This window comes from Lishizhenia sp., assembly GCF_057456495.1.
Genome location: NZ_JBVCPV010000048.1, coordinates 1 through 17,483 on the forward strand (window position 1 = coordinate 1; position 17,483 = coordinate 17,483).

Here is a 17,483-nt window from a genome sequence, read left to right on the forward strand (position 1 = left end):
GAAGAATAAGGCATCTTTCAACTGATCATTAACATATGCCTTGGTAGTAATAACCCCTTGCCCTTCTTCAAAACGTACACTTGTTCTAAACTGGGCATCTTTCATGTACATTAAAGTGGCTTTTTTTTGCGCCTCCGTTACATCTGTGCTAAATGCAGCTGCTTCGAGGTACATCGCATCAGGTTTTGTACACAATACGATATCTGCATCATCAGACAAGACCTCATGGGCTACTTCTTGCTTTTCTTTGGACTTGTTCTTTGCAAAGAAATCTTTCACGTAAGGTACAGGATCCATGATTTCTTCCTTTTCAACAAAAGCAACAGCCATTTTTGGAGTAATAGCAATCACTTGGTTGTCACTAACAAAAATCGATAATTCTTCTTCTTCCGATAAATTCGTAAAACTCATGTTTACGATTTGATCTACTAATTTCTGATGATCTTTCACATCTAAAATTAACACTCCTTTATCAGCAGGTAAACCATCAGTAGTATCTGAATTTTCAACTGCAAAATATACGCGAACATCATCTGGTAACGCCAAATTAAAGGTGTCTAACGTATTCGATAAAACCTCACCATACATCGGTAAGTTTTTAGCATCTGACTTATTTACAATTTGATTATAATCAACAGCACCGTATGCTACAACTGATGCATGCGTAGCAACATAGCTTTCTAAAAGCTCATCGGCTTTCAATCCTTTTATGCCCTTCTCACCACAAGAAAACAGCACTGCCGCCAATCCAAGACCTAAGATGATTTTCATTTTTTTCATGTAAAGAAAATTTATTTGTTAATTGTATTTCAAAGTTAAACTTATCCTGTAAATAGCATCATGCTTTACTTCTCTAGCCATGCTTTTTAACTAACTTTGGCCTATGCATTTTATTGAACCTCATTTTAGTTGGAGAGATTACTACGTTGCTTCTGAAGACGCGTATTCACCTTTCTTTGAACGAGAATATTCTGAATTTGAATTCAGCGATGCTCTCTACAACTTTGCTATTCATCCCCAATGGGATAATTTTGGTTCACCCACCCTCTTTATGAAAATACTCTATGCCGATTACGAAATCGGATTTTGCATTCTCGAATTCATAGGAGAATGGAACGATGCGATTAACAATGATATCATGACACTTAAACGCGATATTATTGAACATCTTATGCAGAACGGTATAGATAAGTTCGTTATTATAGGAGAAAATGTACTTAATTTTCACTATTCAGACGATAGTTATTATGAAGAGTGGTTTGATGAATTGGAGGATGGTTGGATAGCCATGGTGAATTTTCACGACCACGTCATGGAAGAGTTCAAAGAAATACATCTCGACCAATATTTTGTAATGGGAGGAGAATTAGAAGATGTATCTTGGAGAACCTACAGCCCTATTCAGTTTTATGGAAGAATAGAGCAGTATGTTCAAAAACGTTTAATGTAGTTCGCTTAATTTTTGAGCAACAATTTTATCCACTGGAAAAGTTAAATCTTTTGGACCAATACTTTCGAGCGGTTTCCACCTTGGTTGTTCTTCGGCATCCGTTAACGTAACTGGAAGATCACTTCCAAAGCTTCTATTGACTGCTTTTACCCAATAGTAAACACTGATTAATTGATCATTCTCATTGAAGGCGGATTGCTGAAAAAAATCGGTGCAGTAAAAAAGATCTCCAACATCTATTTCTAGGCTTAATTCTTCCTGAAACTCACGGACCAAACAATCCTTAAAACCTTCCCCCCACTCTAATCCACCTCCAGGAAATTTAGTAAAACTTCTTCCAAATCTATTTTCATCCGAAAGAAGTACATCTCCTTGATTATTGGTTAACAAACCGTAAACGCGAATATTAAATTGCTTCTGCACCTTCTAATACAGCTTTTATGTTTGGTTTAAAGTACAAGTCAGATTTTAAAATTTTTCCATCTTCCCTATAAATGGCATTTCCATTTTCATCCAACTTACTCATATTTGATCGCTGAATTTCTTCAAAAACTTCTACAATTTTATCTTGTAAACCGTGTTTCAATAAAGTTCCACATAAAATATACAATTGATCGCCCAAAGCATCAGCTACCTCTACTAAATCCCCTTCTTTAGCTGCTTCTAGGTACTCTTCATTTTCCTCTTGCATTAAGCGGTGACGCAAAGTGTAATCAGCTTCGCTAATCTCTCCTTTTGGTGTGTATTCATTTTTAATACCAAAACTGTCGTGAAATATCTCTACGGCCTTGATGATATCTGCAAAATCTTTTTTCATGCTTCGTGTTTTCTGCCAAGATATTATAAATGCAGAAGAGAACATTAGGTCAACGCTTAGTTTTTATTCACAATAACGAAGGGCTATACACACATTACGGATTTTCTTCCCTGAAGATCGGACATAAAAAAAACCGATGCATTAACATCGGTTCTCGTAGTAGTAGTTATTGTGGAATTATCCTAAATACATTTTCAACATCTTACTTCTAGAAGTATGTTTCAAACGTCTTATAGCTTTTTCTTTAATTTGTCTCACCCTTTCTCGTGTCAAATCGAAATGCATTCCGATTTCTTCTAGAGTTAGTGGAGCTCTTCCGTCCAATCCAAAATAGAATTTTACTACATCACCTTCTCTTGCTGTAAGCGTAGATAAACTTCTATTGATTTCCTTCGCCAGAGATTCTTGTAATAAAGTTTTCTCCGGACTTGGTAATGCATCGTTGGGAAGTACATCATACATTGATGAAGAAGATTCATCTCCTTCTTTCAATGGAGCATCCATAGATACGTGTCTACCAGAAGTTGCAAATGCAGTTCTCACTTCCTCCACAGTACAATCCAAAGACTCTGCTAATTCATGTGCACTTGGTGGACGCTCTAAACGCTGTTCCAATTCCGAAAAGGTTTTATTGATTTTATTGATGGATCCAATTTTATTCAGCGGCAAACGTACAATACGTGCTTGTTCTGCCAAGGCTTGTAAAATGGATTGCCTTATCCACCATACAGCATATGAGATAAATTTAAAACCACGGGTTTCGTCAAATCGCTTAGCAGCTTTTATCAAGCCCATATTTCCTTCATTGATTAAATCAGGTAAAGAAAGACCTTGGTTTTGGTATTGCTTAGAAACAGAAACCACGAACCTTAAATTCGCTTTCGTTAATTTTTCTAGAGCGCGATTATCACCTTCTTTGATTTTTCTGGCTAATTCAACTTCTTCTTCGGCGGTAATTAAATCTACTTTAGCAATTTCTTGCAAGTATTTGTCGAGAGAAGCAGTTTCCCGGTTGGTAACCTGTTTGGTAATTTTTAATTGTCTCATAGCGCTAACAGTTTTAAGATAAGAAAAGAACCAACTTATACTTTGTTGAAAGATAAGCTGTTATATTATAAACGTAGTACTAACTAAAAAGGTTGGAGTTTTTTTTGGTTTTGTTGATTTTTTTACATAACAAAAAAGCGAAACCCGCTAGGAGTCTCGCTTTTTCAATAATATATTTTCTAAAAAATATTAGTCTCTCAACACATTTCTAGAAATAACGATTTTTTGAACTTCAGAAGTTCCTTCGTAAATCTGTGTAATTTTAGCATCTCTCATTAAACGCTCTACGTGGTACTCTTTAACGAATCCGTAACCTCCGTGGATTTGTACAGCCTCAACTGTTTGCTCCATCGCTACTTTAGAAGCGTATAATTTAGCCATTGCAGAAGACTGGTCGAAGTTTCTTCCCATATCCTTATCTCTTGCAGACTTGTATACTAACAATCTTGCTGCTTCAATTTCAGTAGCCATATCTGCCAATTTAAAGGCGATAGCTTGGTGCTTAGAAATTTCTTTTCCGAAAGCTTTTCTTTCTTTCGAGTAAGCTGTTGCTAATTCGAATGCTCCTGCTGCGATACCTAAAGCTTGAGAAGCGATACCGATACGTCCACCAGATAAAGTTTTCATAGCGAAAGTGAAACCAAATCCATCTTCACCAATTCTATTTTCTTTAGGAACTTTTACGTCGTTGAACAATAAAGTGTGAGTATCAGATCCTCTAATTCCCATTTTATCTTCTTTTGCTCCAACAACAAATCCTTCCATTCCTCTTTCAACGATGAATGCGTTAATTCCTTTGTGTCCTAACTCTGGGTTAGTTTGTGCAATTACTAAGTAAACAGATGCCGAACTACCATTTGTAATCCAGTTTTTAGTTCCGTTTAATACGTAGTGATCTCCCATATCTACAGCAGTAGTTCTTTGCGATGTTGCATCAGAACCAGCTTCTGGTTCAGACAAACAAAATGCTCCGATTTTCTCACCTGTAGCTAAAGGAACTAAGTATTTTTGTTTTTGCTCTTCAGATCCGAATTTCTCCAATCCCCAACAAACTAAAGAGTTGTTAACAGACATACATACAGAAACAGATGCATCAACTTTAGAGATCTCTTCCATAGCGATAGCGTAAGAAAGTGTATCCATTCCTCCACCACCGTACTTCGGGTCTACCATCATTCCCATGAATCCTAACTCACCCAATTGCTTGATGATCTCTGCTGGAAATTCTTGGTTGTTATCTCTCTCAATTACTCCTGGTTTACAAACATTCTGAGCAAAATCTCTCGCTGCGTCTCTTACAGCTATATGTTCTTCTGTTAAATCGAAATTCATCCGTATGATTTTATAATTTTGATGTGGCAAAAATAAGCTTATTATTGAAAACCAGAAAACTTTCATATGTCATCCTCACAAACTTATATGATGATTGGACTAATGTCGGGAACATCTTTAGACGGACTCGATATCGTTCATGCGCAACTTAATTTCCATAACAACACATGGAATCACAAGCTTCTTCACTGTGAAACAATAGATTACACTTCAGATTTTCAACAAAAACTAAAAAACGCACACCAGCTTTCTGGATTAGAGCTTACGTATTTAAATAAAGAAATTGGTGAATATTTCGCTCAATCTGTGAATAACTTTTGTGAGAAAAACGCTATAAATAAAGGAGATATTGACGCAATTGCTTCTCATGGACACACCATTTTTCATCAACCAGAAAAAGGCATGACCTTACAAATTGGTTGTGGTCAAACTATTGCAGTCCAAACAGGCATCAAAACCATTAACAATTTTAGAGAAAAGGATGTATTACTTGGAGGTCAAGGAGCTCCCTTAGTTCCTGTAGGTGACGCTCTTCTTCTAAAAGGTGAGGCGGATGCATTTTTAAACCTAGGGGGATTTGCCAATATAAGCTTACCAGAACAGAATAATTTGGCGTTTGATATTTGTCCTGCAAACATCGTTCTCAATGCTATCATGAGCGAACAAAATCAGCGCTACGACAAAGATGGTCAAACCGGTCGTAAAGCTACCGTAAACACAGAACTTTTAAAGCAATTAAACGCCTTGAAATTCTACGGAAAACCGGCTCCAAAATCATTGGGATTAGAATGGGTAGAAAAGGAAATATACCCCTTATTGAAAAGCTATAGTTTTCAGGAAAAACTAGGGACTTTTTATGCACACATTGCCCATCAAATTGCACAAACTTTAGAAAAGCACAACGCTGCTTCTGTTATGATTACAGGTGGGGGTGCGAAAAATAGCTTTTTGATGGCTAAAATCAAGGAAAAATACTCAGGTAATATAAAGCTTCCGAATAGTGACATGATAGATTTTAAAGAAGCTTTGATTTTTGCATTTTTGGGCGTGTTAAACCTCCGTAACGAAAACAATTGTTTGGCGCAAGTTACCGGTGCAAAAGCAGATTCTAAAGGTGGAAATACCTATGAGCCTTAGATATTTTCAATTGATTGATTCTTTGCTTAGAATAAGTTTTTTACTTTTGCTGCCGTCAGTTTCTATTAATAAGTATGAAATACTTAAAAATGGAGACTAAAAAATAACTTCAAACTGTGTGTAAAACACAGCACAATTAGATATAAATAAACACAATGAAAGAGTTACTGAACAAGTTTGAAAACAAGCGTCCAGAGATCGTATTCGAATGGAAAGATTCTGAAACAGAGGCAGAAGGATGGGTTGTAATTAATTCACTTCGCGGTGGAGCAGCCGGTGGAGGTACGCGTATGCGTCCAGGTTTGGATAAAAGAGAAGTTGAATCTTTAGCGAAAACGATGGAAGTGAAGTTCACCGTGGCTGGACCAGCAATCGGTGGAGCTAAATCAGGAATCAACTTTGATCCAAAAGACAGTCGTAAAGAAGGTGTTTTGAGACGTTGGTATGCAGCAGTAACTCCTTTGTTAAAGCACTACTACGGTACAGGAGGAGATTTAAACGTTGACGAAATTCACGAAGTTATTCCAATTACGGAAGACTGTGGAGTTTGGCACCCACAAGAAGGTGTATTTAACGGACACTTCCAACCAAGAGAAGCTCAAAAAATTAATAGAATTGGTCAGTTACGTCAAGGTGTACTTAAAGTAATCGAAGACGAATCATTTACACCAAGCATCAATAGAAAATACGTAATTGCTGATATGATTACTGGTTACGGTGTAGCTGAATCTATCAAGCACTATTACAACATCTGGGGTGGAGACATCAGAGATAAAAAAGTTATCGTTCAAGGATGGGGTAACGTTGGTTCTGCTGGAGCTTACTACTTATCTCAAATGGGAGCGAAAGTGGTTGGTATCATCGACAGAGTTGGCGGATTGATCAAAGAAGACGGATTCTCTTTCGAAGAAATTAAAGAATTATTCTTGAACAAAAACGGAAATGAATTGAGTCACCCAGACATGTTATCTTTCGAAGAGGTTAACGCTAGAATTTGGGACATTGACGCAAACGTATTCATTCCTTGTGCAGCATCTCGTTTAATTACGCAAGACCAAGTAGATAGAATGATTAAATCAGGAGTAGATGTAATTTCTGCTGGAGCTAACGTTCCTTTCGCTGATCCAGAAATCTTCTTCGGTTCAATCGCTGATTTCGCCGACAACAATTTAACGGTAATTCCTGACTTCATTTCTAACTGTGGAATGGCTAGAGTATTCGCTTACTTAATGTCTTCTGATTTAGATGAATTAACAGATCAAGGAATTTTCGAAGATACTTCTGAAGTAATCAAAAAAGCTTTGGAACAAACACACTTAAAAAACCCACAAAAAACAGGAGTTGCTAAAGCGGCATTTGAAATCGCTTTAAAACAACTAGTATAACCAATATTACTATTTTTTAGATATCATGGAAGGATTTATTTTAGCGGTATTTATCTTAGGATACTTAGCCATTACTTTAGAACACAACCTTAAGGTTGATAAGTTAATTCCAGCATTATTAATGATGGCGTTAGCTTGGGCTGGAGTAGCATTTGGATTGGATAGCTTTACAACTTGGTTTGATTCAGATAGCCACCATTTAGTAGACGGATTTGCGCAATTAGCAACGACCTCAGAAAGTCATCATGAAGTTACAAAGATGTCATGGATGGAGGGAACTCTTCTACACCACTTTGGTAAAACTTGTGAGATTTTAATCTTCTTAGTTGGAGCTATGACAATTGTTGAAATCATTGATCATTTCAACGGTTTTGCAACGATTAAAGATTACATCAGAACAAATAAGAAAAGAACCTTGCTTTGGATCGTTTGTATCCTAGCTTTCGTTCTTTCTGCTATCATCGATAACTTAACAGCTACTATTGTATTGATTACAATCTTAAGAAAGTTATTGAAAAACAACTCAGACAGAATCTGGTATGCAGGTTTGATCATTATTGCTGCAAACGCAGGTGGAGCATGGTCTCCAATTGGTGATGTTACAACAACTATGTTGTGGATGGGAGAAAGAGTTTCTACAGGGAAATTGATTGAATTCTTAATCATCCCATCTCTGGTTTGTATGGTAATCCCAACGGTTATCGCTTCTTTCTTACCTGCTTTCAAAGGAGAATTTGAAGCTCCAGTTGAAGAAGAAGAAAACAATTCTAAGGGTCCATTAATGTTATACTTAGGATTAGGTATGATTATTTTCGTTCCTATCTTTAAAACGGTTACTCACCTTCCTCCTTATGTAGGGATGATGTTATCCTTATCTATCGTAGCTGCCGTTGCAGAGGTAATTTCTAACAGACAATTGAACTTAACAAGTGCCAGTAAGGAAATTGAACAAGAAGAAATGGGAGAATTGGCAGATCACAACCCAGATGCTGGTCACCACTCTTCTCCTACTTTCAAGGCTTTGGGTAAAATCGAAATGCCTTCTATCTTATTCTTTTTAGGAATATTGATGACAGTAGCAGCGTTAGAGTCATTAGGTATGATTTACATTTTTGGTAAGAATGTAGAAGAAAGCATGCCCGTAGATTTATTCATTACCCTTATGGGAGTTGGATCAGCAATTATTGATAACGTTCCTTTGGTTGCCGCATCAATGGGTATGTTTGATATGACCAACCCTGAATATGCAATGGATAGTCACATTTGGCACTTTATTGCTTACTCTGCTGGTACAGGAGGATCTATGTTAATCATTGGTTCTGCTGCAGGAGTTGTAGCAATGGGGATGGAGAAAATTTCTTTCTTCTGGTACTTAAAAAATATTGCTTGGTTAGCGCTTCTTGGTTTCTTAGCAGGAGCTGGAGTTTACCTAGGAATTCAGATGTTCGTTTAATCGAACACAACATGTAACAAATTATAAATTTCAACGTTTATTCGAGTATGAATCATTCATTTTTAATGCAAATTGCAACAGACAGCACTGCTGTTTCTGAAGATTTCAAAGAAGTAGCCATTTGGCAAGCTGTAAAAGATGCAGGATCAACTCCCATGGGAGCTATTGTCCTTATCGTGTTAGCCATTATGTCTGTATACGCCATCTACATTTTCGTAGAGCGTTTCTTAGCTTTGAGAAGAGCGAGTCAAATAGACCCAAACTTCTTAACCAATGTAAAACAAATGCTAGTGGATGGTAAAATTGACGATGCCAAAAATCTTTGTGCAAGAACCAATACACCATCAGCAAGAATGATTGAAAAAGGTATTTCTCGTTTAGGAAAGCACGTAGATGTGGTTTCTTCTGCGATAGATAACACGGGTAAACTTGAAATTTCTAAGTTGGAGCAGCGTTTAAGCTTTTTAGCGACTGCCTCAGGTGCAGCACCTATGATAGGTTTCTTAGGAACTACATTAGGGATGGTACAAACCTTTAACGAGATGAAGAACTTGGATTCTTTACAGTTAGACACTATCGCACCAGGTATTATGACAGCTATGGTTACAACTGTAGCAGGATTGATTGTAGGTATTATCGCCTACATGGGGTATAACTATTTAGTGGCGAAGATTACCACAGTTATCTACAGAATGGAGAACGATGCTATGGAGTTCATGGACTTATTGCACAAACCAGGAAACTAAGAGACTATGGGATTCGGAACACAAAATAAAGTAAAGGCTGAGGGTGGAATGGCTTCCATGACCGACCTTGTATTCTTACTACTTGTATTCTTCATTATTATGAGTACAATGAGTGAGAACAATACACCGGTGGACTTGCCAAAACCTTCAGAAAAACTGGATCCATCAAAAACAAATACAACAACAACTGTAATTGTTACTGCAGATAACTTGTACCAAATTATGTCGGGTCAATTGGACGATGCAGCCAACCCTTTCAATACTAAAACGGAAGGTGGAAGCTACGAACAAGTAAAGGCATTCTTGGTGGAACAAGTAGAAGCAAATCCAGAAAGAAAATTAAAAATTGCAGGTTCTCGTGAAGCTAAATACGAAGCGGTTTTCCAAATTTTAGCTTTGGCTAAGAACAGAGAATGGAACCCTGCGTTGGCTTACGATTAACACTTATATTATGAGCAGTTACTTTGCTGAAATAGTAGATAAAAGAGACAATAGAAAGGCGATCATAGCGAGTTTACTCGCTATGCTTGTCGCTGCTTTCATCTTATTTTTTGTAAAGTATCACGAGCCTGATCCTCCCAAATTAGATGTGCCTTTAGTGGCTGAAATGATATTCCCAGAAGGAATAGATGCATTTGAGATAGACAATGGAGGTGGTGGAGCTCCTGAAGCTGCAACGGATGCTGTTGCTGCAGAAGAACCAACAAGAGAAGAAGAAACACAAGAAGATTCTCCTGTAGAAACACCTTCCTCTACAGGCGAAAACAAAACGCCTAATACACAACCTGCAACGCAAGAATCTTCAGAACCCGCAAACCCTTTTAGTGGTTCGGGAGGACAAGGAACAACAGGAACAGGTACTAGCATGGGAGAGGATAATGGACCCGGTCCAGGAACAGGTAATCCTGGGAAAGGTGGATCGGAAGGTGAAAGAGTTAGACTTTCAAACATTACTTCTACCCCAAAAACACCCAATTCAGAATACTGTAAAGTTGCATTAATACTTACCGTAAACTACGAAGGTAAAGTAATTTCAGTATCTGTAAACAGAAACGTAACAACTGCGGAGAATGAAGCTTTGATAGACGAAATTATTTCCTTGGCCAAAAAGGAAGTTCGCTACAAAGCAAAACCTGTAGGTTACCGCGTAGAAAAATGTTTCTACACCGTTTCTATACGTCCAAATTAATCGTATGACTTATCAAGAAACAATAGATTGGTTGTTTCAACAATTTCCCTCTTACCAAAACATAGGAGCGAAAGCCTATAAACCCGATCTATACAATGTTGAAAAGCTTTGTGCTATTTTCAACAACCCTCAAAACGACATCAAAACTATACATGTAGCAGGTACTAACGGAAAAGGGAGTACCTGTTCTTATATCTCCTCATTTCTAACTGAAGCAGGGTATAAAGTAGGTTTGTTTACCTCTCCCCACTTACAACGCTTCACAGAACGTATACGCATCAATGGTGAGGAAGTAAAAGAAGACTTTGTTGTTGATTTTGTAGCGAAAGTAAAAGCACAAAAACTCGACTACTCCCCTTCTTTCTTTGAGATCACCTTTGTGATGGCTTTGGAGTATTTCAAACAAGAGCAAGTAGATTTTGCTGTAATTGAAACCGGTTTAGGAGGAAGATTAGACGCCACCAATATCATTTCCCCAATTCTGAGTGTTATCACCAACATAGGTCTTGAACACACCAACTTCCTGGGTACAACGATAAAGGAAATTGCGGCGGAGAAAGGTGGAATTATTAAAAGGGAAACACCTGTAGTCTTAGGTACTAAAGGTGTGGAAGTAGTAGAAGTGATGGAAAAGATAGCGAAGGAGAAAGAAGCTGCTCTTTACTTCAGCAATGAAGCTTTAGATACACCTTCTACTCTTTTGGCAAATTATCTCCAAGAAAACTACAGAACAGCACATAAAGCTATTGAAGTATTAGTAAAGGAAACCTATATCCAATCGATTGATGTAGCACAAAACTTTGCAAAAGCACTTCAGAATTTATACGTAAATACAGGTTTAAGAGGAAGAATGCACTTGGTCCAAGAACAGCCAAGGATCATTTTTGATGCTGCTCACAACGCCGATGGCATTAAAAATTTACTTTCTAATTTCAATGAAGAAGGACTTTTGATTGTGTATGGAAGTTCAAATGATAAAGATTTCGAGTCAATTTTTCCTTTATTTCCAAAAAACGCCACTTATTTCCTCTCTGAATTCAAAAATGAACGCAGTGCGAAAATTGAGCTTTTGGAGCAAAATGCAACGAAAAATGGTTTAAATGCAAAATATTTTAAAAAAGTTTCTGATGCATTAACCGAAGCACAAAACACAGCGGGTCAAGAAGATACAATTCTATGTTTTGGAAGTTTTTTCTTATTGGAAAATTTATATGAAATTTTTTAATTTTTTTAGTTGCTAATTAGAATTATCCCCTTATATTTGCACCCGCAATCACGGTTCAACGGAACACAGAGTGATACTTGAAATAAGAAAGTTATTGGGCGATTAGCTCAGTTGGTTCAGAGCACCTGCCTTACAAGCAGGGGGTCACTGGTTCGAATCCAGTATCGCCCACTTTTAAAACTCTAATAACTTTCTCTCGGGCGATTAGCTCAGTTGGTTCAGAGCACCTGCCTTACAAGCAGGGGGTCACTGGTTCGAATCCAGTATCGCCCACCGAACAAAAAGGTCAAGTTTATTTTAAGCTTGGCCTTTTTTTATGTCTTTACTTTTCTACAACTTTATTCCACCTTATTTAGAATAGTATTCCATTTAGAAGTTTCGTTTATCGGTTTGTTTCTTGACTTCCGTCGAATACGCTTGGCAGATCACCAATCAATGTTAATCAAAAACTAGTGTGCTAGAGAAATAGATGAATGAACAGTTAAACTGCCGGCTCCTCGACTCCGCTCGGAAACCTTATGATAATTATTATTGTTAACCTAGGTTATCGAGCGGAGTCGAGATACCGAAAAAGGATCATAGATTTTTATTCCTCACATTTTTCAATATCTAATCTTGAGATAGAAAGAGAAGAAATTAGAAATTGAGTAATTTTGTTTCCTGAATTAAATTAGCTGCGTTGGCTTAAGCTAAAAAAAGACATTTACCTTGCGTGTAGAAATTGAAAATCCAAGAGAAAAGTGTTACCAGTGCAAGAAATCTAAGAGCACTTGTATCTGTAAACATGTTCGTCCTATAAAAACCAAAACGCGTTTCGTTATTCTTATGCACCCGAAAGAGGCTCGGAAAGAAAAAAACGGTACGGGTTATATGACGAATCTCCAGCTAGAAAACTCTGAGGTGATTGTTGGCGTAGATTTTAGTGAGAACAAACGGGTGAATGAAATCCTGAACAACGAAGACAATAGCGCTTTCTTACTCTACCCCGGAAATGACAATTTCAATTTATCCGTAAAGAACAGCACAGAAATCAATGCATTTTTTGACAAAACTCCGCATATCTTTATTTTAGATGGCACGTGGCCATGCGCCCGTAAAATGCTCAGGTTAAGTACCAATTTACAAACACTGAAAAGAGTAAGTTTTGATAATGAGATTAAATCTAAGTTTATTATAAAGCAACAACCGGAGCCACTTTGTTTGAGTACGATTGAGTCGGTATACACCGTAATTAACCTACTTAAAACGGCAAAGTTTGAAACGTGCAATACAGATAGCTTTCTGCTTCCTTTTGAAAAAATGATAGAGCAACAAATCGCCTGTATTCTAGACCCCAACAATAAGAATCATTACCGACCGAATAAAAACCCAACAATCGCACCCAAAAACATGTACAAGAAAGCATCTGAAAGGAATATCATTTTTGAGGAAAATAGATAGAGAATAGTATTCGTATTTAAACCCTACTAGCGATAGTACTGGCAGCCCGGAGTTTGGCTATGGAATGAAACTAGGGCTTTATAGAGCGACCTTAGAAGCTCTATAAAGCTTTAAGTTGAATGCATAGCCAAAGGAGGACTAAAAGGGATAGCGCGCCCCCAAGTTTCTTGGAGGGAGGAGCACCTACTTAATAATCCCACTTCTTATAAAAGGCGTTATAGAAGTTAATACCGAATTTAAAATTGAGTTGGGCAGGACCATAACTACTCTTCGAACTCACCGCGTAGGCACCCAGTTTGAAGATGGTTTTCTTGATTCTAAACTGTCGTTCTATCCCCGCATATAACTCCACTTGTTGAAAGTTACTCGAAGGTATGGCCATATAACTTCCTCCAATAGTTTCTTCTAATTTCAATTTATTGATCAGCGGGACTTTGTTTAAAAAGACACCTTTGAAATGATGTATAAAGTTTAATTGAAAATAGCTGTTTGCCGTACTTAAGGCCGTGTCTAAATTTTGTTGTGAATACACAGGGTTGGAGAAAAAGTAACGGTCTGAAGTTCTGAAAAACTTATATTCTACCGCCCTTAAATCTTGCTTGTATAAAAAACTTCCCGCAAGTGCGTAAACATCGGTTTCACCAAAATTTTTAAAATCTATCTCATCCTCTAATTTCAATTCCACATAACTAAAATTGGATTGTCCACCCAACAATTTAGGCACCCCCATTTTATGTTTAAAACTAACCACCGGCCACTTGGATCCCAGTATTATTTTCTGACCGTCTCTAATTTTATAGCGCTGTTGGAAGTGATACTCAAAATAAAGTTCTGTCATAAATATTCTGTAGCCTTCAAAATCGTTGGGTTGTTGAAAATTACCGAACAAACTCGACCACTCTGGATATTCTATATCTGAAATATTAATGCGGTCTGAGTATTCCATGCTTGCTTTAAGGTAGAGTCCGTTTGTTAGTTCTGAAAAATGATAGACACTCCACTTTTTATTGCGCACACGGTTGGCAGGAGCAATCGTTCCTTGTATACTTTGGTAACTGGTCATGAAATCATAAATATCACCGACTTCAAAACCAATCTTCGCAAAATTGAGCGAATTGTATTTATAATATCCATTGAATTGCCATTTCAGATCTTTGTTTCGAAAACCATAATCCAAAAGCGGATTGATCATAAATTCTTTGTGCGTTTTAGTACCTTGAGTGTAACGCACGCCTAAACGATGTCTATATCCACCTACCCCAAATGGAACCACTTGTTGAATTAATGGAATAACATAAAAGGATTGCTTTTTAAAGGTATTTCTATGACCGACACCATTAAAAATCATATTGAGAATACTGAAATCATTGAATATACTATCTCTTTTCATCAGGTATTCTTCACTTTGATGATAGCGCAAGATACTGTCTTGTTCGTGTATAAAAACCAGCTCTTCTTGTTTTAAAGGAAGTGGCCTTTCGTGTACCCAATACATACTGTCCCTGTCATATGCAGAGTCGTTCATAACACTCGGAGTTAACCAAAACTTCGCATTCAAACTTCGTGGATGAAACTGGTAATTTTCTTGTTTAATTCTGATGGCGCCATGAAAAGTTTTCTTCCCCTCTTTTAAACTATAAATAAACTCTTTTCTTACCGGTACGATTCTTTCTTGCACAAAAGCATAATCGCAGATGAAATGAAACTCTTTAAAATAGTTCAATACGGATTTAGAAAGCGATAAATCTACAGACAGCAACTTCCTACTTTCCTTGTGAAAATACAGCTTACCACTCCACAAAGGAGCTTCTTTAAAGCGCGGAAGAACTTCTATAACGTATATTTCCTCGTTGTTTTCATCATAATACAATTCTGCTATGTCATAGGTATAAGAAAGAAGTGCCAGGGAAGACAAAGGCGATACTAAGTTATGCGTCGTAACACCTGGTAAATTTTGAGCGTTTTTGAAGAGGTTTACATCAGCATCCTTGGAACCTTGTACAAACAAGTAAGGGTTACTCATTTCAAATTGCTGGGGAGCCAACCCAGAGTTACCATCCATCTGAATACTTACTGATACTCCACCTGCATTATTCTTATCGGATAAATCTAAATAAGCCTCAACGCTATCTTTATACTTGTTTGGCGTCTCGTAATAAGAACGCGCAACAAATTCATTAAGGTTCATTTTCTTTCTCCCAGAAGGCTGTTTGTACAATAAAGAATCGGGGACTTCCATTTCCAAACTACTGAGTACATACATGTCCATGGAATAAGCCGAGAGTTTATCCTCCCACTGCTTTTTCTCATCGATAACTTGACGCATAAAGGCCATGGCTCTTTTTTTCCTAGAATCTTCGGTAATCACGACTTCTTCTAACTCTAGCGCTTCGTCTTCCAAGGTATAATTTCGAAGTGTTTCTCCAGTCCCCACGAACAAACTATCTAGCTTCTCTTCATATCCAGCAGCTCTCACATACAGTTGAAAGTATCCCGTATCCAATTTCAAAATAAACTTCCCTTCTCCGTTGGTGAGCGTACCATAAGCAGTATTGATTACCCCTACCCGAGCAAAAGGCACTCCTTCTCCCTGATCATTTACCACTTTTCCTTTTAAAACCTGCCCATGACTTAAAAGAGAAATAAATACAACAAATAGTAGGTAAAAGAATTTCATACTCGTGTTTTCTATTTGACTCCTGACACCCGTAAAAGTTACATCATTCACAAGAACTCCTAAAATTTAATGACTAAAAACAGAAATAAACAGCCCCTTGTCTCGTGCTGAATATTAGCGTTCAAAAATGAGACAATCATCCTATAAATAGTTCTTTAAAACTTCCTTTTCCACGATAGCTTTAGTAATTTAACCCTCCAAAGAAACGCGATACTTTTCGCATTAAATTGGACCCTATGGACGAACTCCTCGCAGCACGACTCCAAATGGCAAGTTCTATGGTTTTTCACATCGTATTTGCCGCCATAGGAATGGTTATGCCCTTCCTGATGATGATTTCACATTACAAATATTTAAAATCTGGTAACGACCTTTATTTACAGCTTACCAAAACCTGGCAAAAAGGTGTGGCTATATTTTTTGTGGTAGGAGCGGTTTCTGGTACTATGCTCTCTTTTGAGTTAGGATTGCTTTGGCCAGAGTTCATGAAACACGCAGGTCCAATTATCGGCATGCCATTCTCTTTAGAAGGAACCGCCTTTTTTGTAGAAGCAATAGCCTTAGGTTTCTACCTCTACGGATGGAAAAACATTAAAAACAAATGGTTCCACTGGTGGACAGGTGCTATTGTGGGAATTTCTGGTTTGACTTCAGGTATTTTGGTTGTAGCCGCAAATGGTTGGATGAATGCACCGAGCGGTTTTGATTATAAAGACGGGGTATTTAGCAACATTGATCCTATTGCAGCCCTATTGAATGATGCTTGGTTTTCTCAGGCACTACATATGTCACTCGCCGCTTTCATTGCTGTAGGTTTTGCTGTTGGAGGTTTACACTTATGGCAGTATTACAGAAAGAAAAAATCTGATATACACTTTAAAGCTTTCACCATCGCCCTAAGCATTGGTGCCATAGGAGCTATTTTAATGCCCATTAGTGGTGACATTGCCGCTAAAGACATTGCAGTGCGACAACCTGCTAAATTGGCCGCTATGGAGGCTTTGTACGAAACAGAAAAAGGAGCAGATTTATTAATTGGAGGAATTGTTAATGAAGAAAGCCAAGAAGTGAGCTACGCCTTGCACCTCCCAAAAGCACTCTCATTTCTCGCCTTTAATGATTTCGATGCGGAGGTAAAAGGACTGAATGAATTTCCCAAAGATGAACACCCTCCTGTAGCTTTAACCCATTATTCTTTCCAGGTGATGGTAGGTATTGGAGGTTTTCTTGCCCTTCTGGGTATTATTTTCCTAATCAGCATAAAAAAGAAAAGTTGGCGCCAAAAGAAATGGTTCTTGTACGCCTTTTTAGTCGCTACCCCACTTGGCTTCGTAGCACTAGAAGCAGGTTGGTTTGTAACGGAATTAGGGAGACAACCTTGGATCATCAATGGAATTATGAAAACCAAGGATGCCGTAACTCCGGTTCAAGGCATACAATACAGCTTTTATTTATACATGCTTATTTACATTGGTTTAAGCATTACGGTGTATTGGTTAATGAATAGACAAATAAAAAAACTAAATAGCTTGTAATATGGAATTCATTGTACTCACATTTCTCTTTTTAGCGATATTGTTTTACC

16 protein-coding genes and 2 tRNA genes are annotated in these 17,483 nt (G+C 37.6%); 12 read left to right on the forward strand and 6 right to left on the reverse strand.

Going from position 1 to position 17,483, the window contains the following annotated elements; genetic code table 11:
- A partial coding sequence (locus AC22ZQ_RS05205; protein ID WP_318957713.1) for a hypothetical protein occupies window positions 1-780 on the reverse strand: 780 nt, incomplete at its 3' end.
- Between the two features lie 103 nt (window positions 781-883).
- Between AC22ZQ_RS05205 and AC22ZQ_RS05210 the strand changes: the two genes are divergently transcribed.
- On the forward strand, window positions 884-1,450 hold the full coding sequence (locus AC22ZQ_RS05210) for a hypothetical protein (RefSeq protein WP_318957715.1): 567 nt from the start codon (window positions 884-886) through the stop codon (window positions 1,448-1,450).
- On the opposite strand, the gene AC22ZQ_RS05215 is transcribed toward AC22ZQ_RS05210, so the two are convergent.
- From AC22ZQ_RS05215 to AC22ZQ_RS05230, 4 genes are all read right to left on the reverse strand, one after another.
- Complete coding sequence (locus AC22ZQ_RS05215) at window positions 1,442-1,873, reverse strand: NUDIX hydrolase (RefSeq protein WP_318957716.1); 432 nt, start codon at window positions 1,871-1,873, stop codon at window positions 1,442-1,444. The genes AC22ZQ_RS05210 and AC22ZQ_RS05215 overlap by 9 nt on opposite strands.
- Window positions 1,857-2,267, reverse strand: a complete 411-nt coding sequence (locus AC22ZQ_RS05220) for a nucleoside triphosphate pyrophosphohydrolase family protein (RefSeq protein ID WP_318957718.1) — start codon at window positions 2,265-2,267, stop codon at window positions 1,857-1,859. Before AC22ZQ_RS05220 ends, AC22ZQ_RS05215 begins: the two co-directional genes overlap by 17 nt.
- 177 nt (window positions 2,268-2,444) lie before the next feature.
- Complete coding sequence (locus AC22ZQ_RS05225) at window positions 2,445-3,314, reverse strand: sigma-70 family RNA polymerase sigma factor (RefSeq protein ID WP_318957720.1); 870 nt, start codon at window positions 3,312-3,314, stop codon at window positions 2,445-2,447.
- Window positions 3,315-3,503: 189 nt separating this feature from the next.
- Window positions 3,504-4,646 carry an acyl-CoA dehydrogenase gene (locus AC22ZQ_RS05230; RefSeq protein ID WP_318957722.1) on the reverse strand — a complete coding sequence of 381 codons (1,143 nt, stop codon included), beginning with the start codon at window positions 4,644-4,646 and terminating at the stop codon, window positions 3,504-3,506.
- 66 nt (window positions 4,647-4,712) lie between these two features.
- Between AC22ZQ_RS05230 and AC22ZQ_RS05235 the strand changes: the two genes are divergently transcribed.
- The 10 genes from AC22ZQ_RS05235 (at window position 4,713) to AC22ZQ_RS05280 (ending at window position 13,221) form a co-directional block, all read left to right on the forward strand.
- Entirely contained in the window at window positions 4,713-5,783 is a 1,071-nt protein-coding gene (locus tag AC22ZQ_RS05235) for an anhydro-N-acetylmuramic acid kinase (RefSeq protein WP_318957723.1), read from the forward strand.
- A 155-nt stretch (window positions 5,784-5,938) separates the two neighbouring features.
- On the forward strand, window positions 5,939-7,168 hold the full coding sequence (locus AC22ZQ_RS05240; RefSeq protein ID WP_318957725.1) for a Glu/Leu/Phe/Val dehydrogenase dimerization domain-containing protein: 1,230 nt from the start codon (window positions 5,939-5,941) through the stop codon (window positions 7,166-7,168).
- Between the two features lie 25 nt (window positions 7,169-7,193).
- On the forward strand, window positions 7,194-8,621 hold the full coding sequence (gene nhaD / locus AC22ZQ_RS05245) for a sodium:proton antiporter NhaD (protein WP_318957727.1): 1,428 nt from the start codon (window positions 7,194-7,196) through the stop codon (window positions 8,619-8,621).
- A gap of 47 nt (window positions 8,622-8,668) precedes the next feature.
- Complete coding sequence (locus AC22ZQ_RS05250; protein ID WP_318957729.1) at window positions 8,669-9,367, forward strand: MotA/TolQ/ExbB proton channel family protein; 699 nt, start codon at window positions 8,669-8,671, stop codon at window positions 9,365-9,367.
- Between the two features lie 6 nt (window positions 9,368-9,373).
- A complete protein-coding gene (locus AC22ZQ_RS05255; RefSeq protein ID WP_318957730.1) occupies window positions 9,374-9,808 on the forward strand; it encodes an ExbD/TolR family protein in 435 nt (144 codons plus the stop codon).
- 10 nt (window positions 9,809-9,818) lie between these two features.
- Window positions 9,819-10,556, forward strand: coding sequence for a hypothetical protein (locus AC22ZQ_RS05260; RefSeq protein ID WP_318957731.1), 738 nt, complete (start codon window positions 9,819-9,821; stop codon window positions 10,554-10,556).
- Between the two features lie 4 nt (window positions 10,557-10,560).
- The gene (locus AC22ZQ_RS05265) at window positions 10,561-11,781 is read left to right on the forward strand and encodes a bifunctional folylpolyglutamate synthase/dihydrofolate synthase (RefSeq protein WP_318957733.1); all 1,221 of its coding nucleotides are present in this window, start codon (window positions 10,561-10,563) and stop codon (window positions 11,779-11,781) included.
- Between the two features lie 96 nt (window positions 11,782-11,877).
- Window positions 11,878-11,952: transfer RNA gene (locus AC22ZQ_RS05270), tRNA-Val, on the forward strand.
- 27 nt (window positions 11,953-11,979) lie between these two features.
- A tRNA-Val gene (locus AC22ZQ_RS05275) sits at window positions 11,980-12,054 on the forward strand.
- 435 nt (window positions 12,055-12,489) lie between these two features.
- Window positions 12,490-13,221, forward strand: a complete 732-nt coding sequence (locus tag AC22ZQ_RS05280; RefSeq protein ID WP_318957736.1) for a tRNA-uridine aminocarboxypropyltransferase — start codon at window positions 12,490-12,492, stop codon at window positions 13,219-13,221.
- Window positions 13,222-13,408: 187 nt separating this feature from the next.
- Here the strand turns inward: AC22ZQ_RS05280 and AC22ZQ_RS05285 are convergent, their stop codons facing one another.
- Complete coding sequence (locus AC22ZQ_RS05285) at window positions 13,409-15,898, reverse strand: DUF5686 family protein (RefSeq protein ID WP_318957737.1); 2,490 nt, start codon at window positions 15,896-15,898, stop codon at window positions 13,409-13,411.
- A gap of 236 nt (window positions 15,899-16,134) precedes the next feature.
- On the opposite strand from AC22ZQ_RS05285, the gene AC22ZQ_RS05290 reads away from it, so the two are divergent.
- Window positions 16,135-17,433: a cytochrome ubiquinol oxidase subunit I gene (locus AC22ZQ_RS05290; RefSeq protein ID WP_318957739.1), complete on the forward strand. Its 1,299-nt coding sequence runs from the start codon at window positions 16,135-16,137 to the stop codon at window positions 17,431-17,433.
- The last annotated feature ends 50 nt before the right edge of the window (window positions 17,434-17,483 follow it).